Annotated in this window: 22 protein-coding genes; 17 read left to right on the top strand and 5 right to left on the bottom strand. The window is 57.9% G+C overall.

All coding sequences use genetic code 11. The features are described from left to right. The first annotated feature begins 33 nt into the window (after positions 1–33). A complete protein-coding gene (locus tag GOV91_RS00105) occupies positions 34–606 on the top strand; it encodes a GNAT family N-acetyltransferase (protein WP_171234012.1) in 573 nt (190 codons plus the stop codon). Here the strand turns inward: GOV91_RS00105 and GOV91_RS00100 are convergent. The 5 genes from GOV91_RS00100 to nthA form a co-directional block, all read right to left on the bottom strand. Then, positions 597–833 carry a DUF2842 domain-containing protein gene (locus GOV91_RS00100; RefSeq protein WP_171174790.1) on the bottom strand — a complete coding sequence of 79 codons (237 nt, stop codon included), beginning with the start codon at positions 831–833 and terminating at the stop codon, positions 597–599. The genes GOV91_RS00105 and GOV91_RS00100 overlap by 10 nt on opposite strands. Next, a complete protein-coding gene (locus GOV91_RS00095; RefSeq protein WP_171234011.1) occupies positions 833–2,128 on the bottom strand; it encodes an adenylosuccinate synthase in 1,296 nt (431 codons plus the stop codon). The genes GOV91_RS00100 and GOV91_RS00095 overlap by 1 nt, the downstream gene beginning before the upstream one ends. A gap of 225 nt (positions 2,129–2,353) precedes the next feature. Then, positions 2,354–2,683: a nitrile hydratase accessory protein gene (locus GOV91_RS00090; RefSeq protein WP_171234010.1), complete on the bottom strand. Its 330-nt coding sequence runs from the start codon at positions 2,681–2,683 to the stop codon at positions 2,354–2,356. Continuing rightward, on the bottom strand, positions 2,680–3,357 hold the full coding sequence (gene nthB, locus GOV91_RS00085) for a nitrile hydratase subunit beta (RefSeq protein ID WP_171234009.1): 678 nt from the start codon (positions 3,355–3,357) through the stop codon (positions 2,680–2,682). Before nthB ends, GOV91_RS00090 begins: the two co-directional genes overlap by 4 nt. Then, positions 3,354–3,968 (bottom strand): nitrile hydratase subunit alpha, encoded by a 615-nt coding sequence (gene nthA / locus GOV91_RS00080; protein WP_171234008.1) that lies wholly within the window; start codon positions 3,966–3,968, stop codon positions 3,354–3,356. Before nthA ends, nthB begins: the two co-directional genes overlap by 4 nt. Before the next feature lie 151 nt (positions 3,969–4,119). On the opposite strand from nthA, the gene secG reads away from it, so the two are divergent. From secG to GOV91_RS00005, 16 genes are all read left to right on the top strand, one after another. Further along, positions 4,120–4,485 carry a preprotein translocase subunit SecG gene (gene secG / locus GOV91_RS00075; protein ID WP_171234007.1) on the top strand — a complete coding sequence of 122 codons (366 nt, stop codon included), beginning with the start codon at positions 4,120–4,122 and terminating at the stop codon, positions 4,483–4,485. Between the two features lie 160 nt (positions 4,486–4,645). After that, positions 4,646–6,289 (top strand): CTP synthase, encoded by a 1,644-nt coding sequence (locus GOV91_RS00070; RefSeq protein ID WP_171174802.1) that lies wholly within the window; start codon positions 4,646–4,648, stop codon positions 6,287–6,289. Positions 6,290–6,412: 123 nt separating this feature from the next. Beyond that, complete coding sequence (locus GOV91_RS00065; protein WP_171174805.1) at positions 6,413–6,895, top strand: bacterioferritin; 483 nt, start codon at positions 6,413–6,415, stop codon at positions 6,893–6,895. Positions 6,896–7,049: 154 nt separating this feature from the next. Then, on the top strand, positions 7,050–7,826 hold the full coding sequence (locus GOV91_RS00060; protein WP_171234006.1) for an isocitrate lyase/phosphoenolpyruvate mutase family protein: 777 nt from the start codon (positions 7,050–7,052) through the stop codon (positions 7,824–7,826). Between the two features lie 181 nt (positions 7,827–8,007). Next, entirely contained in the window at positions 8,008–8,457 is a 450-nt protein-coding gene (locus GOV91_RS00055) for a TerB family tellurite resistance protein (protein ID WP_171174809.1), read from the top strand. A gap of 20 nt (positions 8,458–8,477) precedes the next feature. Beyond that, on the top strand, positions 8,478–8,915 hold the full coding sequence (locus GOV91_RS00050; protein ID WP_171234005.1) for a TerB family tellurite resistance protein: 438 nt from the start codon (positions 8,478–8,480) through the stop codon (positions 8,913–8,915). After that, a complete protein-coding gene (locus GOV91_RS00045) occupies positions 8,912–9,664 on the top strand; it encodes a PhnD/SsuA/transferrin family substrate-binding protein (RefSeq protein WP_171234004.1) in 753 nt (250 codons plus the stop codon). Before GOV91_RS00050 ends, GOV91_RS00045 begins: the two co-directional genes overlap by 4 nt. A gap of 125 nt (positions 9,665–9,789) precedes the next feature. Continuing rightward, entirely contained in the window at positions 9,790–10,566 is a 777-nt protein-coding gene (locus GOV91_RS00040) for an ATP-binding cassette domain-containing protein (RefSeq protein ID WP_171174816.1), read from the top strand. A gap of 33 nt (positions 10,567–10,599) precedes the next feature. Then, entirely contained in the window at positions 10,600–11,349 is a 750-nt protein-coding gene (locus GOV91_RS00035) for a transporter substrate-binding domain-containing protein (RefSeq protein WP_171234003.1), read from the top strand. Positions 11,350–11,430: 81 nt separating this feature from the next. Then, positions 11,431–12,318 carry an ABC transporter permease gene (locus GOV91_RS00030; RefSeq protein ID WP_171234002.1) on the top strand — a complete coding sequence of 296 codons (888 nt, stop codon included), beginning with the start codon at positions 11,431–11,433 and terminating at the stop codon, positions 12,316–12,318. Next, positions 12,315–13,121 carry an ABC transporter permease gene (locus tag GOV91_RS00025; protein WP_171174820.1) on the top strand — a complete coding sequence of 269 codons (807 nt, stop codon included), beginning with the start codon at positions 12,315–12,317 and terminating at the stop codon, positions 13,119–13,121. The genes GOV91_RS00030 and GOV91_RS00025 overlap by 4 nt, the downstream gene beginning before the upstream one ends. A 382-nt stretch (positions 13,122–13,503) precedes the next feature. Beyond that, complete coding sequence (locus tag GOV91_RS00020; RefSeq protein ID WP_171234001.1) at positions 13,504–14,745, top strand: tyrosine-type recombinase/integrase; 1,242 nt, start codon at positions 13,504–13,506, stop codon at positions 14,743–14,745. Continuing rightward, positions 14,742–15,176, top strand: a complete 435-nt coding sequence (locus GOV91_RS22540) for a hypothetical protein (protein WP_217352007.1) — start codon at positions 14,742–14,744, stop codon at positions 15,174–15,176. Before GOV91_RS00020 ends, GOV91_RS22540 begins: the two co-directional genes overlap by 4 nt. Before the next feature lie 104 nt (positions 15,177–15,280). Beyond that, on the top strand, positions 15,281–15,481 hold the full coding sequence (locus GOV91_RS00015; RefSeq protein WP_171234000.1) for a hypothetical protein: 201 nt from the start codon (positions 15,281–15,283) through the stop codon (positions 15,479–15,481). Next, positions 15,471–16,811: a hypothetical protein gene (locus tag GOV91_RS00010; protein ID WP_171233999.1), complete on the top strand. Its 1,341-nt coding sequence runs from the start codon at positions 15,471–15,473 to the stop codon at positions 16,809–16,811. The genes GOV91_RS00015 and GOV91_RS00010 overlap by 11 nt, the downstream gene beginning before the upstream one ends. Further along, entirely contained in the window at positions 16,804–18,669 is a 1,866-nt protein-coding gene (locus tag GOV91_RS00005) for a hypothetical protein (RefSeq protein ID WP_171233998.1), read from the top strand. The genes GOV91_RS00010 and GOV91_RS00005 overlap by 8 nt, the downstream gene beginning before the upstream one ends. Positions 18,670–19,323 lie beyond the last annotated feature (654 nt).

The following is a 19,323-nucleotide window of genomic DNA, read 5'->3' as shown; positions in this document are numbered from 1 at the left end:
GTCATGACACCCGTTTCAGACAGAGGTATTGCTATGCAAGACATCATGATTCGACGACTTCGAAAATACGACCAGGCCTTGATAGAAAGCCATTTCAACAGCTTGGATGATGAGGTACTATATTCGCGCTTTGGCACACATGTTCCGACGCAGGGGCTGCAAAACTATCTCTCCGACATTCTTGCAGATGCAGCATTCATATTCGGAGCCTTCCCAGATTCGTGCCTTCGAGGCGTGGGCGAATTGCGTTTGATACCTGATCATAGGCACCACGTCGCCGAGGCCGCATTTACCGTCGAGAAAGCCTGGCAAGATCAGGGGATTGGCGATGCCTTGTTGTCACGTCTGATTACAATCGCTCAGAACCGAGGGATCAGGGAAGTTCACATGCTTTGCCTTGCGACCAACCAAAAAATGAGACGCCTGGCCGCGAAACACGACGCAGAGCTAACTCTTGTACCAGGTCAGGTCGAGGCGACGCTGACGACCCCTTGGCCTACACCGTTCAGCATGGCCAAGGAATTTACAAGTGAGTACCGCGCGTTTGCACGCGCAGTGCTCAGCTGGCCAAACCAAGCGCCGACATCTCAAGTGGCTCAGGACTGATCAGGGTCTTCTTTCCCGACACCGCGAAAGATGAACTTGAACGGCAAAGCCCAAAGAACACCCAGGACGACGTAGACCAAAAGCTCCACCCAGATCGGGGGGCGATCCAGCCAGTTCACAACTGTCACCACAGCCACAATGTAGAGTGGCAGACCAATTACAAGGATCACCAACGACCACCGGCGGCGCGCCTTATAACTCAGGCCTGGTTTGTTTTCTTCGGCCATCAGTCTGCAAACGGGTCGGTCACCAGAATGGTGTCGTCCCGCTCCGGGCTGGTGGACAAAAGCGCTACGGGGCATTCTATCAGCTCTTCGACCCGTCGTACGTACTTGATCGCATTGGCGGGCAGATCAGCCCAACTGCGCGCGCCTTCCGTCGACTCGCTCCAGCCCGGCATTTCTTCGTAAATCGGGGTGCAGCGCGCCTGCTGGTCAGCCGCAGTTGGGAGGTAATCCAAACGTTCGCCGTCCAGATCATACCCGGTACAGATTTTCAGTGTTTCAAACCCGTCCAAAACATCCAGCTTTGTCAACGAGATGCCGTTTACTCCGCTGGTCGCGCAAGTTTGTTTTACCAAGCAAGCGTCAAACCAGCCACAGCGGCGTTTGCGGCCTGTCGTCGTTCCGAACTCATGGCCGCGCTCACCAAGGCGCTGACCATCCGCATCTTCCAGCTCGGTCGGGAACGGTCCTTCGCCGACCCGTGTGGTGTACGCTTTTACAATACCCAACACGAAATCAATCGAACCCGGCCCAATCCCAACGCCCGTTGCGGCCTGACCCGCGATCACGTTGGACGAGGTCACGAAAGGATAAGTGCCGAAATCGATGTCCAGAAGGGCACCTTGCGCCCCTTCGAATAAGATGCGCTTGCCAGCTTTGCGTTTTTCGTTCAGCACTTTCCAAACCGGAGCCGCAAAAGGCAAAATCTCCTGCGCGATCTCTTTCAACTGAGTGATCAGTGCATCACGATCAACCGGCTCGATCCCCAGACCTTTGCGCAACGGGTCATGATGCTGCAAGGCACGATCCACGCGGGCTTCAAGGGTTGCTTCGTCCGCCAGATCGGCGACGCGTACGGAACGACGCCCGACCTTGTCTTCGTAGGCGGGCCCAATTCCGCGCCCAGTGGTCCCAATCTTTGTGCCCTTGCTGGCCGCTTCTTCACGCGCACGGTCCAACTCTCCGTGGATCGGCAGAATCAACGGAGTGTTCTCAGCAATCATCAGTGTCTCAGGAGTAATCTCCACACCCTGTGCGCGGATGGTCGCGACTTCCTTGACCAGATGCCAGGGGTCCAACACGACACCATTGCCGATCACGCTCAGCTTGCCGCCGCGCACAACGCCCGAGGGCAGCGCGTGCAGCTTGTAGACTTCGCCATCGATCACCAGCGTATGACCGGCATTATGCCCGCCCTGAAAACGCGCGATCACGTCCGCCCGTTCGCTGAGCCAGTCGACAATCTTGCCTTTTCCTTCGTCGCCCCATTGAGCGCCGACAACAACCACGTTGGCCATATCCGGTCCTTTTCGTGCTGAGTAATCAAACCCGGCTCATATAGCGGGGCTCAGACGGCAGGGAAACCGATATTTCGCCGCAGATGATAATCGCGCGGGCGCGCGATGCCTCCGGCGGAGGTATTTTCGGCCAGATGAAGAACGGATCCCCTGCTTCATCTGGCTCAAAATACCTCGGGGGGTGTCGCCCGGAACGGGCGGCGGGGGCAGAGCCCCCAAATTTTGTCAGCGTAGATGCACAGGTTGCCCATGCGGCGTTGTCAAGTACGCGTCCTCCCAAGCCCGGTGCAGCGCTTTTACTTCCTGTGGTGGCGCGGCGCCCTGATCGGCAAGCAAGTCCTCAAGGGTTTCCAACCACGCCTGGAAATAATCGTCGCCACCATCCAGGTCCCGGGCAATTCCATTTCGCTTTAATGTGTCCGCGAAACGGGCCGCCCAGTCGGACCACGCGAAACGGCCCGCCTCGTTCAGCGCGACTGTGACGGCAAAGACTTGCGCGTGCCAGGGTTGGTCAAAAACGGGCTCTGGGGCCGTATGGGTGACACAGTTGTTCATTTGGGCTCCAAATAGCTTTGCCAGAGATCCAGCACCACTTCGTCGTCGGGATGCTCCGGACTGGCCCAAAGTTCGGATGCCGGGAACGCCACCGCATAGATCGGTTCAGGCGCTTCGCCTAATCCATGCGCATTGGAATCGGGCAGAACATGTGTGCCGTGCAGGCGAAGGATGCGCCCCTTGGCGCCGGACGCGTAGATCGGCAGGCGTGTATGACCGCCGTCCACAAGGCGATTTGCTGCAGGCCGGGTCGTGACAACCTCTTGTCCAATTGAATAGTGCGCAGCGACATTGGAGGGTCTGTCTGCGGGACCACCTTTGGCCAATGCTGCGGACACGGCCTCTGCTTTCAGCATCTTTTCTGCCAGCGGGTGCGGTTCGTTCTCTCCACCACCCCGCAGATCTTCATGGGTCAACACTCCGCTCTCTACCAATAGATCGGCCAGGCCCGAGATCCACTTCTCATAATACGAAAACCGCGTGTAATCCTTGGGTGAGAGGCGTTCGCGCGCATGGCGGGACACATCGATGTTCCATTTCCCCAGAAACCCAGAGGCAAGCGTCACCGCCAAGGCTCGCGCGTGCCAGTCCTCGGCAAAGACAGGTGCATCCTCTGCTTCGGGATTTATCGGCCAATCCCCGAAACGGCCACCCATGTCGTGAACGCGGGTCATGAGGACACCCTGGGAAGGCCGGTACCGATCATGCTGTCGCGCGTCACCAGCGCGGCAAGTTCGTCTTCATTCATCCCGTCTGTGCCTTCGGGGCGCATGGGCAGAACGAGGTAGCGAATCTCGGCAGTCGAATCCCAGACCCGCACAGATGTGCCTTCGGGCAAAGTGACGCCGAATTCGGCCAGCACTTTGCGCGGTTCGCGCACGGCGCGGGCACGGTAGGCATCGGACTTGTACCAGCCGGGCGGGATACCCAGCAGTGGCCAAGGGTAGCAGCTGCACAAGGTACAGACGACCATGTTGTGTTGGGCTGGCGTGTTCTCAACCACGACCATGTGTTCGCCCTGCCGACCGTAATAGCCAAGATCAGCCACCACAGGCGTGGCGTCTTTTAGCAACGCGGCCTTGAACGTTGGGTCGCTCCACGCTTTGGCAACGACGCGCGCACCATTCTGAGGGCCAATCTTGTTTTGATACGTGTCGATGATTTCGTCCAACGCTGCCGGATCGATCAGCCCTTTACGGGTCAGAATCGTTTCCAGCGCCTTGACGCGCAAAGCGGGTTCCGGTGGCAACAATGCGTGCGGGTGGTCGTGGTCGTCATGTGGCATAAGGCGCAGCCTGCGTCACCTGCCGACATTCTGTCCAGTCTCTTTGCTGTGATATTGTGCATCACGCGCGGTGATGCCAACTCCTGACTTGCCCCCGCGGACAAACTTGCATAAGTACCACGCGATACACGCCACGCTGTACAGGACCACCATGGAAAACGTCGTTCTCATCATCCACCTTCTGTTGGCCTTGGGCCTGATTGCCGTTGTTCTGATGCAGCGGTCCGAAGGCGGTGGCCTTGGCATGGGTGGCGGTGGTGGTGGCGCCATGACGGGCCGCGCAGCGGCAACCGCGCTGGGCAAGCTGACCTGGATTCTGGCCGCTTGCTTTATCGTGACCTCGATCACACTGACCATTCTGGCTGCACAGAAATCCTCGGGCAGTTCGGTGATCGATCGTCTGGGCGTTCCGGCCCCGGCTTCAACCGAAGAGAACACTCCGGCGATTCCGTCGGCAGATGATCTTCTGCCACCGGCACAGGGCGACAACGCGCCACTGATCCCGCAAGCGGACTGATCCACAAAACCTAGAAACCTAAAAGAGGACTGCAACAGCATCTTGCGGTTCTCTTGCGCTTTTGGCGCGAATCCTTTATACGTGAAGTCCCGTGATGCAGCGGTTTTTCGGAACCGCCGGGCAGCTGATTTTGACGTCTCACGGGAGCAGCCGAAAAACTATGGCGCGTTTTATTTTCATCACTGGTGGTGTGGTTTCGTCCTTGGGCAAAGGACTGGCTTCGGCGGCTTTGGGATCGCTATTGCAGGCGCGAGGGTACTCCGTTCGCCTGCGCAAGCTTGACCCCTATCTGAACGTCGACCCAGGCACGATGTCGCCTTTTGAACACGGCGAGGTTTTTGTCACTGACGATGGGGCCGAAACCGATCTGGACCTTGGGCATTATGAACGTTTCACTGGCGTGGCGGCCCGTAAGACCGACTCGGTAAGCTCGGGGCGCATTTATTCGAATGTGCTCGAGAAAGAGCGCCGTGGTGATTACCTGGGCAAAACAATTCAGGTGATCCCTCACGTCACCAATGAGATCAAGGATTTCATTTCAATTGGCGAAGATGAGGTCGATTTCATGCTCTGTGAGATCGGCGGCACCGTCGGCGACATCGAGGGCCTGCCCTTTTTTGAAGCAATCCGTCAGTTCAGCCAGGACAAGCCGCGCGGCCAGTGTATCTTTATGCACCTGACACTGCTGCCCTACATCAAAGCGTCGGGTGAGTTGAAAACCAAGCCGACTCAGCACTCGGTGAAAGAGCTGCGCTCGATTGGTCTGGCACCCGATATTCTGGTCTGCCGCTCTGAAGGCCCGATCCCGACCAAGGAACGCGAGAAACTGGCGCTGTTCTGTAACGTCCGCCCTGACAGCGTGATTGCGGCGCAAGACCTGAGCACCATCTATGATGCACCGCTGGCTTATCACCGGGAAGGTCTGGATCAGGCGGTTCTGGACGCGTTCCAGATCAGCCCTGCCCCGAAACCCGATCTGGCTAAATGGGAAGACGTTAGTGACCGCATCCACAATGCCGAAGGCGAAGTCAAAGTTGCCATCGTCGGCAAATACACTCAGCTCGAGGATGCCTATAAGTCGATTGCTGAGGCTCTGACCCATGGTGGCATGGCCAACCGGGTCAAGGTGAAAATCGAGTGGGTCGATGCCGAGGTATTCGACACAGAAGACGCAGCACCGCATCTGGAAGGCTTCCACGCGATCCTCGTACCCGGCGGATTTGGCGAACGCGGCACCGAAGGCAAGATCAAGGCTGCTCAGTATGCGCGCGAACACAAGGTCCCCTATCTGGGCATTTGTTTGGGCATGCAGATGGCGGTGATCGAAGCGGCACGGAATGCTGCTGGCATCACCGAGGCGGGTTCAGAGGAGTTCGACCACGAGGCCGGAAAAAAACGTTTCGAGCCAGTTGTTTACCACCTGAAAGAATGGGTGCAGGGCAACCACAAGGTTGAACGCAAGGTCGGCGACGACAAAGGCGGCACCATGCGCTTGGGCGCTTATAACGCGGTTCTCGCCGAAGGATCCAAGGTTGCCGGTGTCTATGGCAGCACCCAGATCGAGGAACGCCACCGTCACCGCTATGAGGTCGACATCAAGTATCGCGAACAACTTGAGAAAGCCGGTTTGAACTTTTCAGGCATGTCGCCGGACGGTCGTTTGCCCGAAATCGTGGAATGGTCGGACCACCCTTGGTTCATCGGCGTTCAGTACCACCCGGAACTGAAGTCCAAGCCTTTTGACCCGCACCCGCTGTTCCGCGATTTTGTGCGCGCTGCAAAAGACACCTCGCGTCTGGTGTAATCCCCCGCTGTGTCGGTCTGTCACCCCCACGTTGTTTTGTGGGGGCTGACCTCTTAACTGTATGAGGATGCGAAGTTTCTGCTTCGTGCCTTGGATACAGTTCAGAGATTCAGGAGATTTCCGATGAGCAACGCAACAACCATCACCAACCTCCAACAAGCACTGCATATGGAACTGACAGCGGCGCATCAGTATCAGCTGCACGCCCATGTGCTAGAAGATTGGGGCCTCGACATTCTCGCCGAAAAGATGCGCGGTGAGATGCAAGAGGAGATTGGGCATTCTGACGCCTTCATCGAGCGAATTCTGTTCCTTGGTGGCGTTCCTGAACTTGAGTTTCAGAAAACTCCGGCGGCCGCGGGTTCTTTGGAAGAGATGTTCGCTGCGGATCTGAAGGATGAAACCGAGGCCGTTGATTTCTACACCAAAGCCGCGCTGCAGGCTGCCGAGGTCGGGGATGTCGGCTCGCGTACTCTGTTCGAACGTATCCTTCTGGAAGAAGAAGGTCACAAAGACTGGTTGGACACTCAATTGAACCTGCTGAAGCGTTTGGGTGAGGCGAATTTCAGCGCGAAATTCGTATCTGGCGCGTCAGAGCAAGCCTAACGGTTTTGACCAACCTATCAGACGGCACAGGTATTTGACGGATCTGCACAGCGCCTGTGTCGTCACTTCAAAGTGACGTGTGGGATGGAAAAAACTCTATTCCAGTCCTCTTCAACTGACTAACTGTTGCACAGACCACAACAGGAGAGTTCCGATGACCGATCAGATCCAGAACGCTAAAACCTTCACCAGCCTTCACAAAAAAGGCGATCCGGTCATCCTTTTCAACATCTGGGACGCAGGCAGCGCAGGCGCAGTTCGGGATGCGGGCGCACAGGCCATTGCGACCGGAAGCGCACCGGTTGCCATGGCTCAAGGGTTCAGTGACGGGCAGAACATCCCCCTTGAGGCTGCTTTGGATAATGCCCGCCGCATTGTCTCAGCCGTCGATCTGCCGGTGACGCTGGACTTTGAAGGGGCCTATGCAGAAACTTTGCAGGGGGTCGCGGAAAACGTGAAACGTGCGCTGGAATGCGGCGTGGTCGGGTTCAACTTCGAAGATCAGGTCATCGGTGGCGAGGGCCTTTATGACATGGCGGTTCAGGCCAAGCGTGTTGAAGCCATGCGCACAGCCTGTGAAAGTGCAGGCATCCCCGCGTTTGTCAACGCGCGCACCGATCTCTTCCTCAAGGCTCCGGCTGACACGCATGACCAGGCTATGCTGCAGGATGCCATAGCGCGGGCCGCGGCCTATGAAACGGCGGGCGCCAGTGGATTTTTCGCGCCGGGCCTGAAAGACGAAACAATGATTGGCCAGCTTTGCGAGGCGACCAACCTGCCCGTCAATATCATTGCCCTTCCCGGCACACCTGAAACGTCCAAACTGGCTGAATTGGGCGTGGCACGTGTCAGCTATGGGCCGGTGCCCTACCGTCAGATGATCACGTGGCTGACCGAGCAGGCGCAGGCCGCTTTGAACTATCAGGGCTAACCGCGCCCAATTCGGTAGTATTGCCTTCCGAAGTAGTTTTCTTCACCTTACGGTTGAACACTGCAAGCTGTGGATACCGGCTCCGAGGGACACGCGATCAATCGGCAATCTTGTGACCATTCTGACCTATGGCAGGTAGTCTTCGCTTGGCGGACCACAAAATATGGAATAACCTGGCTTTATGTTGAAAAAATTCTTTCAGGCGCTCAGGCCGCCTCAACATGAACACCTGCCCGACCCGGATGCCGAGCTTGCCCTGGGCGCGCTCATGGTGCGTGTGGCGCAGGCGGATCGGGATTACAAACTGGAAGAGATCAGCCTGATCGACAAGATTCTAGCCCGTCTTTACCAGCATAATGCGATCGAGGCGGCAAAAGTTCGGGCAACTTGCGAAAAGCTTCATGCCGCTGCGCCCGAAACCGACACTTTTGGTAAGCTGATCCGGGAGACGACGGACCTGAAAGAGCGTCTGGCCGCGCTCGATGCATTGTGGGAAGTTGTTTTGGCCGATGGCAGCACGGATGAAGGCGAGATGAAGATCGTCGAAGAAGCCCGCGTCGCCATGGGTTTGAGCTTTAATGACAGCAAGGCCGCACGCGAACGCGTACAAAGCCGCTTGGATGTGAGTTAGGCGCTCGCTATATCTAGCCCATGTTCAGCGACTTTCTTTCCAGGCTCACGCAGCCTCAACCCGACCCGCTTGTTGACGACGACGCCCGCCTTGCATTGACCGCCTTGCTGGTGCGTCTGGCCCGTTCCGACAACGACTATTCCGATTCCGAGATGGCGCGCATCGACCGTATTTCTGCGGAACGCTATGGCTTGTCTCCGTTCGAAAGCGCCGCACTGCGCGCGCAGGCCGAGGATTTGGAGGCCGAAGCCCCCGACACGGTCCGCTTTACCCGTGCCATCAAAGAGGCTGTCGCCTATGAGGACCGGCTGGCCGTGGTCCAGGCCCTGTGGTCCGTAGCGCTTGCTGACGGTCATCGCACTGGCGAAGAAGACTCTCTGCTGCGTCTCGTGGTCAGCCTGTTGGGTGTAAGCGACGTGGATTCGGCCTTGGCGCGCCAAAGGGCTGCAAAATCGTGATCGCAATGCTTGGCATGTATGACATGCCTGCGCTTCAAGCTGCCAATGACCGGTTCTGGACCTTGATCCGCAATCATCTGGGTTATGGCCCAGATCACCTGACCAGAGATCAGGACATGTGGGGGGTTTGGCAAGATCCGAATCTGATTCTGGCTCAGACATGCGGAATGCCGTACCGGACCCGACTGCATGGTCATGTGCAATTGGTTGGAACGCCAGATTATGGCCTGCCAGATTGCCCGGCTGGCCATTACAACTCGGTTTTTGTCAAACGTCGGGATGATACCCGCGACCTCACAGATCTGACACAAGGTACCTTTGCCTATAACGAGGCTGTGTCTCAATCCGGTTGGGCGGCCCCAATCACGCATTTGGCACAGTTGAACCTGCGCCCCGCCGCAGTTTTGGAGACGGGCGGGCACGCGCTTTCTGCGCAAGCCGTGGCCGAGGGGAAAGCAGACTTTGCCGCTTTGGATGCGCTAACATGGCATCTGCTGCAGGAATACACCGACCAGAATGACCGCCTGCAAGAGGTGACGAGGACCATGCCGACCCCAACTTTGCCTTACATTACCGCACAAGGGCAAAACGCTGCGCAAATCGCGCTTGCCGTGCGCGCAGCCATTGAAGGCCTAGAGGACACGGATCGGCAACAACTGTCCCTGAGGGGCCTAGTGGACATTCAGGCTTCGGATTACCTGGCTGTTCCCAACCCTCCGACCCCAAACGCCTTACTTTCGAACAGCTGACCAAATTGTCGAACGCATTTAGTCATTTTGGGCGTTTGAGGTCTTGATTCTGTCATTTGCGCATTGCATTGATCTATTTTTTCGGTCCTAGTACCGCACCAACACCACCAACCACTGGACTGCCCGTGACAGAAACCGCTCCCGTCATCGAAATCAAAAACCTTCACAAAAGCTTCGGTAATCTCGAGGTGTTGAAGGGGGTGGATATTACAGCTCATCGTGGCGACGTGGTTTCGCTGATCGGCTCATCAGGATCGGGAAAATCAACGCTCCTGCGCTGCTGCAACCTGTTGGAAGACAGCCAGCAGGGAGAGATTCTGTTCAAGGGCGAACCTGTCAAATGGTCCGGTGAAGGCCATGCGCGTCGCCCTGCCGACCCCAAACAAGTCATGCGCATTCGCACAAACCTGTCGATGGTTTTTCAGCAGTTTAATCTATGGGCGCATATGACCATCCTGCAAAACGTGATGGAGGCCCCCGTGACCGTTCTGGGCCGTGACCGGGCCGAAGTGGAAGACAGTGCGCGCAAATATCTGGAAAAGGTCGGCATCGGGGACAAATGCGACGTCTACCCCGCCCAGTTGTCCGGCGGTCAGCAACAGCGTGCCGCCATTGCGCGTGGGCTGTGTATGGAACCCGAAGCGCTGCTGTTTGACGAACCGACCTCGGCACTGGACCCCGAGCTTGAACAAGAGGTCATCAAGGTCATAAAGGATCTGGCTGCCGAAGGACGCACCATGATCATCGTGACCCATGACATGAAAATGGCTGCCGACATCTCAAGCCACGTGGTGTTTCTGCACCAAGGTCTGATCGAGGAAGAAGGCACGCCCGAAGATATCTTTACGTCACCCGAATCCGAACGGCTTCGGGGCTTTCTCTCCGCCACTCAGGCGGCTTAACTTCAAGAACAGAACCAAACTGGGGAGTAACCAATGAAAAACCTGATTCTGTCCACCGCAGCACTGGCGCTGACTGCCGGTATCGCCATGGCCGACACCGTCCGCATGGGCACTGAGGGCGCCTACCCTCCGTATAACTTCATCAACGACGCCGGCGAGATCGACGGTTTCGAGCGTGAGGTTGGCGACGAGCTGTGCAAGCGCGCAAATCTGGACTGCGAGTGGGTCAAGAACGACTGGGATTCGATCATTCCGAACCTGGTTTCGGGCAACTACGACACCATCATCGCGGGCATGTCGATCACCGACGAACGTGACGAGGTCATCGATTTCACCCAGAACTACTTCCCGCCTGCGGCTTCGGCCTATGTCGGTGCAGCGGAAGGCGTTGATGTTGCCGGCGGTATCGTCGCCGCGCAAACCGCAACTATTCAGGCCGGTCACGTAGCCGAATCCGGCGCGACTTTGGTTGAATTCGCAACCCCGGAAGAAACCATCGCAGCCGTGCGTAACGGTGAAGCCGACGCCGTCTTTGCTGACAAGGACTTCCTGGTGCCGATCGTCGAAGAATCGGGCGGTGAGCTGGTTTTCGTAGGCGATGACGTCCCACTGGGTGGTGGTATTGGCCTGGGCATCCGTGAATCGGATGGCGAACTGCGTGGCAAGTTCGACGAAGCAATCACGTCGATGAAAGCAGACGGTTCTCTGAACGAGCTGATCGTCAAGTGGTTCGGCGAAGGCGTTCCAACTTACAACGCTGACGGTTCGGTCGTTACAAACTAATCCGTATCAAGCGGTTCGGCGTGCCTGTCGCGCCGAACCTCGCCCGACAACAACGCGGGCACGACGTTCGAAAGACGCTACATGTTTTCCTACTGCGCTGATCCAGACACGCTCGGAACATTCCGTTGGTTTTCTTGTTACCTGACCAACGGTGTCCACTGGTCCTTCTACCTTTCTTTCCTGAAAGTATTGGGATTGCTGGCCGTGACCGCGCCTGTTGCGTTGGCGTTTGGCTTTATGGGTGCAATGGCAGCCCGGTCGCATTTCCCACCACTAAGTTGGCTGGGTAAAGGTTACATTGCCATTGTGCGTGGCGTCCCCGACATCGCATTCTTCCTGTTTTTTGTCATTGCCCTGGATCAGGCGTTCGAATGGATGCGGCATAAAATCCTGTGCCCCGAATGGACCGACCCGATCCGTCAGGGAAATGACTTCATCGTGTGTCAGGCGGCCAAATTGCCATTGGGCACTGCGCCGGAATGGGTGCATGAAACTTATGGGTTTTTTCTGGCCATCATCACTTTCTCAATCGTTTTCGGTGCCTTTGCCGCAAACGTTCTGTTCGGCGGCATGCGGGCGGTACCGCACGCACAGCTGGAAACAGCCGAAGCTTATGGCATGACCCGTCGCCAGACCTTCTGGCGCATCCTGGTACCACAAATGTGGGTCTACGCCCTGCCCGGCCTGTCGAACCTATGGATGGTTCTGATCAAGGCGACGCCGCTTCTGTTCCTGCTGGGGATCGAGGATATCGTCTATTGGGCGCGCGAGCTTGGTGGCACCAAAACCTCCAGATTCACCCAGTACCCGCACGGAGACTGGCGGATGTGGTACTTCCTGTTCCTGCTCATCTTCTATCTGGGTATGACCCGCGTATCCGAGATTGGATTGGAAAAACTGATGCGCAAGCTGTCGCACGGACAGGCCACCTCGGGCGGTGAACTGCTACGCAAGGAGACCACGGCATGAGCTGCTTGCAGACCATTCAGGACTATGGCCTCCGTTCACTCGGCATTGGCGAACGCCTGCTGCCCAAGAACGATTTCACCCTGTGCGAGCAGTTTACTCTCATCGGGTCAGGTATGATCTGGAATGTGTATTTCGGGATCATGGCACTGGCCACCGGGTTCTTTCTGGCCACCGCCCTGGCCGTCGGCAAAGCCTCGACAAACAAGTGGCTACGCAAACCTTCGGAATGGTTCATCTTCCTGTTCCGCGGCTCGCCCTTGTTTATCCAGTTCTTCTTTGCCTACTTCTTCTTCCTGTCGCTGAAGAAATCCTACCCCATGTTTGATGCGTTCACCTCGGCCTGGCTGGGGGCGCTGATCGTGCTCTTCCTGAACACCGCTGCCTATTCGGGCGAGATTTTCTATGGTGCGCTCAGATCCATTCCCAAAGGCGACATCGAGGCCGCAGACGCCTATGGCATGACCGGTTGGGCTCGCTTCCGCCGGATCGTCTGGCCCACCATGCTGCGCCTGGCATGGCCGGCTTACACGAACGAGGCGATCTTTCTGTTCCACGCAACGACCCTTGTTTTCTTCTCGGCCTTCCCAGCCTGGCAACAACGCGGAGACGCGCTGTATTACGCCAGCTACTTTGCCGACAAGACGTTCAATCCATTCGTTCCCTATCCGATCCTGGCCTTCTATTTCATCTTGCTGACACTGGTAATCGTCTGGGGGTTTGGCGTGATCAACAAGCGCTTGAACCGACATCTTCCAGCTGCCAGGCAAACCAAGATGCGTTTCAAACTGAACCTCGCGCGCTGATCTTCAGCGCGCGCATCGCATCAACTTTCAAAGCCATTCGAATGGCGCAACGCGTGCAGTCGCGTGAAAAACAAACCTGTTTTGAGAGAAGTGGTACCGCCTCCCTGGCTTGAACAGGGGACCTCTGGATCCACAATCAAGTGCACTACCTTTTCCCCTAGTACTCACACATTGCGATAAGGCTATAAAAATATAGACTATATCCTCGCTCTAAGTGCTCTGATTTCACCCCTCCCACCCCTCGTTTATCATTTTTAGAGTTGCCTCTGAGTTGCCTTGAGCGTATTTCTGAGGTCGACAGTCAAGCGTTCTGAAAACGAACCCCGCCCCGACTGCATTCGGAGCTGGGTTCTTGACCGAGACGATGAAAGGACCATCGCCTATGTCTGCAAATGTAGTACCCCTGCCCAAGTCGGAAGCCCAGCCCGAGGAGCCGCGACGCTTCCGGTTCGGCAAGCAGACCCTCACCCGCGCGACCGCGGCATTCGCCGACACCACCGGCGTAACGCTGCGTGACACCGACTTGCGCGGGTTTGTGTGCCGCAAACAAACCTCGGCCTGGATGCTGGGTGTCGAGCGGAAAGTGCGGGGCAAGCTGCACCGCATCAGTATCGCAGAGTTCACCCCGGCGACCAAACCCGGCACCATCGAAGCGGCCCGCGATAAAGCGCAGGCAATTATGGCTGAGTTGGCCGCAGGCACTTATCTCAGCCCAACCGACAGAGCGGCGATGAACGCGCGCGAACGCGACCTCGTGGACTTGACCATCTACAGTGCGCCCACATTCCACGGGCAGGAGAACCCACATGTCCGGGCCTCCACCATCGAAAGCTACGGGTACGCGGTGAAACGGATGTTTCTCGCTGATGTAGGGATGAGCGACATTACACCAGAGATGGTGCGGGACGAATACCGCCGCATGCTGGGCGTGACTTCCCCGGCCTCGGCGTCCAACGCACTACGTTCGGTGCGGGCGCTGTGGCAGTCATGGGCCGACGCCCATCCCGCAGGACAAGAGCCATCTCCCAACCCGGTGAGCAAGCTGACAGGCAAGCGCAAGGCGGTTAAGGCCACACCTCCTCGCGAGGGTGCGCTAAAACCTGTTGAGCGCCCGCTGTGGTGGGCAGAGGCCGAGCGTCTGGCGGTTCACCTCGGGCCTACTGGCACTCTGTATCGTGCCTTGCAGATGCTGTTCCTAACGGGGTGCCGCCGCGATGAAATCCTGCATCTGCGCTGGGCGGAAGTCGGGGCCGATGTTATCACCATTCCCGCCGAGCGGATGAAAGCGGGCGTGGAACTCAAACGCCCGATAACGCCCGGAATGCGCTCCATCCTTGACGCCCAACGCGGCGCGTCTGACGAATGGGTGTTCCCGGCAGTGCGGGGAAGTGGGCCAGCCCGCGACCCTCGCAAGGCCCTGAAACGCATTGGCGTCGGCGACATCACACCGCATGATCTGCGGCGGACCTACATTTCCACCGCCGAGGTGATTGGAGTGCCGAGCGTGGCGATAAAGATGCTGGTGGGTCATAGCACGGGCGACATCACCGAAGCCTACGCGAAAGCCCTGCGCCCCCAACTGCCCGAGTTTGCCGAACGTATCGAAACCGGTCTGTTGTCATGAAACCGGAGGAGCTGACATCACGCGACCTAAAAATGATAGCGATGATAATGGCAATGGAGATGGCCACCAAGCCCGACGCGAAGCAGCAAACGACGGCCGCGCTCATCAAGAACGCCGTCGCCGCTGCGGCTGCTGACAGTCGTTGGCATGTCGTTCGGCGACTCGTTGAGATAGCTCTCGAGCGATCCGACCCTGCTCGCCCGAAGGAGTCGGAACTTGATTACACTGATCTGCTCGTGAGAGTAGCCCCGGTCTTTGCCGACATGTGGCCCCTCGAACCAACTCAGCGAAACTCTTTTATCCGAGAGTTTTGCAAGCTCACCGGACGGCGACTTGAAACGGCCCGCAGGTACCTACAAATACGAAACAAAGGTCTTACACCCGATAGGGCCCGTCTCGAAGTCGAAAGCTGGTCGCGTTTCAGCCCCTGAAAGACTTTGTTTTCCAAGTGCGCGCACTTGGAAAGCAAGACTGTAGCCACACGTGAAAAAATGGGAATATTGGGTAGCACCTTAGACGAATTAAAGGTGCTGAAATGTCCAGATATCCCGTGACCCCACCCGCTGACGCGGTGCTGCTAACCGAGCATCAAAAGGCGGCGGAGCTTCAACTAAGCTTGTCCTTCTTGCGCAAGGACCGGCTGAGGGAAAATCCGAAAATTCCATTCGTGAAGATTGGTGGGTCCGTTCGCTATCACCGCGCGCAACCCATGCCGGTGACGCCCGATGGACTATGAAAACACTTTACCGCTTCGCTACACGCGGATCGAATTGAAAAACCCGGAGACGGGCGGCAAACACTATTACTGGGACGAGAACGGCAAACTGGTCAAGGACACCGTCGGCTGGATCGTATCCGCCCGCGCATTCGTGGAACTAGCGACCAACTTGGCGGACTTCGCCACGGTCCTGAACACGAAATTGAGCGCTGGGCGCGACGTCCTGGCCTACGGCATCCCAAAGGTCGAGGTCCCCGAGGACGGAGTACCGCTGGTCACGAAGGATAATCTGTCCGACGGAACCATCGCCCGCAGCGAGGATCATTTCACATGGCCCGAAGGCCCGGCCATTTTCGCCGCCGACTATGACCCCCGACCGGATCACGCTGCCCTGACCCGTGACGAGTTGTGGCAGCAGGTCGTGACAGTCGCGCCGAAATACGCCGAGTATGACGTCCTGTGGGGCTGCTCGTCCTCCTCGTTCATCTATGACGAAATGACCGACGACGTGGTAGTCGGGCTTAAAGGTCAACGCCTTTACATGGGCGTCGAGGACGGGACGGACATACCTCGTGCTGCGGAGGTAATGCTCAAGCGCATGTGGCTGCACGGGTTCGGATACATCCTCATCTCGGGCAGCGGTGCGCAACTGATCCGCACCACCCTCGACCCGTGCATGTATCAGGCGTCACGGCTGGACTACGCCGCTGGGGCCGTTTGTGGCGAGGGTCTGGAGCAGCGCCGACCCGACGCCTTTCTGATCAACGAGGGGCTTGCCATTGCAGACACGCGGCGCGTCTTCCCCAACCTGACCCATGCCGAGGAGAGAAGGTATCAGGCGCTCATCGCACAAGCGCGTCGCCAGACACTTGATGCGGCAGTGGCCCAGCGCGAGGTTTGGGCGGACGAGCGGCTTGAGGACGAGGCGCGCACAGCGCTGGGCAAAAGCACCAGCCTTGGCGACATTGCGCTGCACGTCAAAGAGGCCACGCGCAACGGACGCCGCGCCCAACTCATGCGAATGCTGGACACTGATCGACCGGTCTTGCACGCGGATCATGTGCTGCACCTGTCCAAAGGCAAACTCGTCACCGTGGGCGACGTGCTGCGGAGCCCTTCCGCATTCGAGGGCAAGACCACCTGCGACCCATTGGAGCCTGATTATCGGGGTGGAGCCACCACCGGAAAAATCTATGCCCACAATCGCCGTCTCGTTTCGCATGCGCACGGCATTACCAGGACTTACGTCCTCGGCTCTGCCAGCGAGGCCGCAAACATCCGCGCCGAGTGCGCGGCCAACCTGAGTTCGCTGATCGCGCCAAAAGCCAAGGATAACGGCAATGAATAAACTGCTGACTGACTCTATCGAAACCGTCGCCAGCCTGATCGTGGTGGACCCAAACAAAGGGTACGAACTGCTCGACGACATGCTGGTCGTCGCCGAGCGGGAGAAATGCAAAACCGAGTACGGTAGTCGCGTCATGGATCGCGTTGCCGGTATTCACGGCGAGATTTCCGTGGAAAACGCCGAGGAACAAGGCCGCGCCATCATCTTTGTTCGAGGGCCGAACGAGAGCAACGAATTGGTGCGAGAGATCGGGGCCGAAGTCGCCCAGCGCCGCCTGGCGGTAAACTTCGGCGGCATCGTGTCCGTGGTCGAGCACGGGAAGTCCGCCACCCACAGCGTGAAACTACGCGACGAACGCGGCGAGGTCATGCGTGACGCAGATGGCGAACCCCTGACCGAACCAGCAACCATCATGCGCGCTGCGCCCATGACGCCGCCGACGGCGCACAACAAGACACTGGATGCTTGCGCGCTGTTCGTCAAAACGCGAAACGGCCTCAAAGACACGGCCTTGCCGCCCGGTCTGGCTCCCCGCATGATAAACGGGTGGGCGAACACGCTGCCGCCACTGAAAGGGCTCGCGACATTCCCCGTCTGGCACAATGGCAAACTGCTTACAGGAAACGGCTATCACGAGGAGACGCGCCTGTGGCTCCAGACAAACGACTTTGACGCCAAGCCCTTTGACACCCCCGAGGATGCTGTGAACTTCCTACGCGACGATTGGCTAGTCGACTTCCCGTTCGCAGGCGACCGCGATCTGGCGGCGGCGCTCATGCTGCCGGTTTCGCTGATGATGTCGCGCACGATCCTGTCGTCGGAGGCCGGACCCCCGCTGGGACTGTTCACCGCCCCGGCGGCAGGCACCGGCAAGTCGCTGCTATGTCTGGCGCTCATCGCCGCCACCACGGGCTCAATACCCGGATCAATGGGTTACCCCGACAGCGAGGACGAACGCGAGAAACGCATCACCGCCGCAGTGATGGAAGGGAATGCCGCACTGCTGCTGGACAACCTCAAGTCAGGCTCGTTTATCGGGCGCGGCGACGTGACCCTTACGAAACTCGTCACCGACATCGAGTTCGAGGGCCGGGTGCTTGGGGCCAGCAAGACGTTTAGAGGCCCGGCAGGCATCGTCCCCGTGGCCACCGGTAATAACATCGTGGTGGACGGCGACATGGCGCGCCGGACACTGGAATGCCGCCTCGTTGCACCCGAGGACGAGAACCTCGCTCTGCGCACGTACCGCCACCCAAACCTCCTGAATTGGACACTCGATAACCGAGACCGAATTCTCGGGGCGTACCAGACGATCCTGCAAGCCGAGGTCAAGGATGAGAACCCCATCGGCGGCTTTCCGGCTTGGTCGCGCAATGTCGCGCATCCAATCCTCGCGGCGCTAAACATACCCATCAAAGATTTCTTCCAGCCATGGATCGACGCCGCCGAAGAGGACGCGAAAGGCTTCCAAATGCGGGGCGTGTATGAACTGGCCGTCGCCATCGCCGCGCTGCGCACCGACGATCGGGTGCAGCCGATCGAGGGCTCATGGTTCACCACTGCCGAAATCGTTACCGGCATCACGGAAGGCGGCGCGTCACACGTGCTGCTACCGGTTGGCTATGAAACGGCGCTGGACGCACGAAACCTCGCGTTCCTCCTCAAGCGAAACGCGGACTGCACCTATGACGGCGAGAAGGGCACGTTCCGCATCCAGACCACCCGAATGAACCTCGGCAAGCGGACAAACCGGCAAGAGAAGCCCGTGTTCCGCGTAAGGCGTGAGCGGGGAGAAGCGCCGTCGATGCCAATGGACCGTCATGCGGAGCTCCACAAATTGGTACGGGGAGAGGACTAATGCACTCAAATCCGCCCGTTTATGCGGGCCTCGAACCTCAGGACGTCTAAAAGGCGCACCAAACGCCCCAAATGCACCGGCGTAACAGTCTATGGAAAATCTCAGGAAAACCGTCTTACAGTTTTTCTGGATAATTCTAGTGGGTGGTGGCGCGGTGCGTTTGGGGCGTTCGGTGCGCCTCCGAATAGATTGACGGACGGTGGCAAGAACAGCCATGAACTCAAGCAAACCGCATCCAAGGCTCGCATGGACGGCGCCACGACGGTCGCGAGGCAGGCGACTGGGCTGGGTTTTGTCAGGCCAGAGAGAATCCCGAAAACACCCCCCCACCCCGACAAAAACACGGGGGCCAGTGGAGCTGGGCCTCCCCGCAGCCCGTCACCCCTTTCAAAAATTTTTTGATTTCCTCGGAAACGCTAAAGCATCCATCTGAACCTCGCCCCCGATTTTTTCGATTTTTCCCGAATACAAAACTTCAGACAGCGGCAGGCTGGTTGCTCATCCGTGTCCGTTTTGAGCTAGATGCTGACGTTCGCTGAAAAGTCATGAATGACCTCTTTGCGGACGAAGCCGCCATTCACTGCATTGCTTTGAAGATGCCCCGAGATCGCATCGCAGGTTTTCAAAAGATGACAATGCCCGAGCGTTGTTTTA

Source organism: Ruegeria sp. HKCCA6837 (assembly GCF_013034475.1).
Taxonomy (GTDB): Bacteria; Pseudomonadota; Alphaproteobacteria; order Rhodobacterales; family Rhodobacteraceae; genus Ruegeria.
Note: the sequence above shows the minus strand (reverse complement) of the source record. Positions and strands in the feature narration are given on the sequence as shown.

What these genes read in the sequence shown, in the direction of transcription:
- GOV91_RS00095 (WP_171234011.1), bottom strand. Translation starts at nt 2,128, where the DNA reads ATGGCCAACGTGGTTGTTGTCGGCGCTCAATGGGGCGACGAAGGAAAA.
- GOV91_RS00065 (WP_171174805.1), top strand. Translation starts at nt 6,413, where the DNA reads ATGAGCAACGCAACAACCATCACCAACCTCCAACAAGCACTGCATATG.
- GOV91_RS00100 (WP_171174790.1), bottom strand. Translation starts at nt 833, where the DNA reads ATGGCCGAAGAAAACAAACCAGGCCTGAGTTATAAGGCGCGCCGCCGG.
- GOV91_RS00090 (WP_171234010.1), bottom strand. Translation starts at nt 2,683, where the DNA reads ATGAACAACTGTGTCACCCATACGGCCCCAGAGCCCGTTTTTGACCAA.
- GOV91_RS00030 (WP_171234002.1), top strand. Translation starts at nt 11,431, where the DNA reads ATGTTTTCCTACTGCGCTGATCCAGACACGCTCGGAACATTCCGTTGG.
- GOV91_RS00020 (WP_171234001.1), top strand. Translation starts at nt 13,504, where the DNA reads ATGTCTGCAAATGTAGTACCCCTGCCCAAGTCGGAAGCCCAGCCCGAG.
- GOV91_RS00010 (WP_171233999.1), top strand. Translation starts at nt 15,471, where the DNA reads ATGGACTATGAAAACACTTTACCGCTTCGCTACACGCGGATCGAATTG.
- GOV91_RS00035 (WP_171234003.1), top strand. Translation starts at nt 10,600, where the DNA reads ATGAAAAACCTGATTCTGTCCACCGCAGCACTGGCGCTGACTGCCGGT.
- GOV91_RS00025 (WP_171174820.1), top strand. Translation starts at nt 12,315, where the DNA reads ATGAGCTGCTTGCAGACCATTCAGGACTATGGCCTCCGTTCACTCGGC.
- GOV91_RS00015 (WP_171234000.1), top strand. Translation starts at nt 15,281, where the DNA reads ATGTCCAGATATCCCGTGACCCCACCCGCTGACGCGGTGCTGCTAACC.
- GOV91_RS00055 (WP_171174809.1), top strand. Translation starts at nt 8,008, where the DNA reads ATGTTGAAAAAATTCTTTCAGGCGCTCAGGCCGCCTCAACATGAACAC.
- GOV91_RS00005 (WP_171233998.1), top strand. Translation starts at nt 16,804, where the DNA reads ATGAATAAACTGCTGACTGACTCTATCGAAACCGTCGCCAGCCTGATC.
- nthA (WP_171234008.1), bottom strand. Translation starts at nt 3,968, where the DNA reads ATGCCACATGACGACCACGACCACCCGCACGCATTGTTGCCACCGGAA.
- GOV91_RS00050 (WP_171234005.1), top strand. Translation starts at nt 8,478, where the DNA reads ATGTTCAGCGACTTTCTTTCCAGGCTCACGCAGCCTCAACCCGACCCG.
- GOV91_RS00070 (WP_171174802.1), top strand. Translation starts at nt 4,646, where the DNA reads ATGGCGCGTTTTATTTTCATCACTGGTGGTGTGGTTTCGTCCTTGGGC.
- GOV91_RS22540 (WP_217352007.1), top strand. Translation starts at nt 14,742, where the DNA reads ATGAAACCGGAGGAGCTGACATCACGCGACCTAAAAATGATAGCGATG.
- GOV91_RS00105 (WP_171234012.1), top strand. Translation starts at nt 34, where the DNA reads ATGCAAGACATCATGATTCGACGACTTCGAAAATACGACCAGGCCTTG.
- secG (WP_171234007.1), top strand. Translation starts at nt 4,120, where the DNA reads ATGGAAAACGTCGTTCTCATCATCCACCTTCTGTTGGCCTTGGGCCTG.
- nthB (WP_171234009.1), bottom strand. Translation starts at nt 3,357, where the DNA reads ATGACCCGCGTTCACGACATGGGTGGCCGTTTCGGGGATTGGCCGATA.
- GOV91_RS00060 (WP_171234006.1), top strand. Translation starts at nt 7,050, where the DNA reads ATGACCGATCAGATCCAGAACGCTAAAACCTTCACCAGCCTTCACAAA.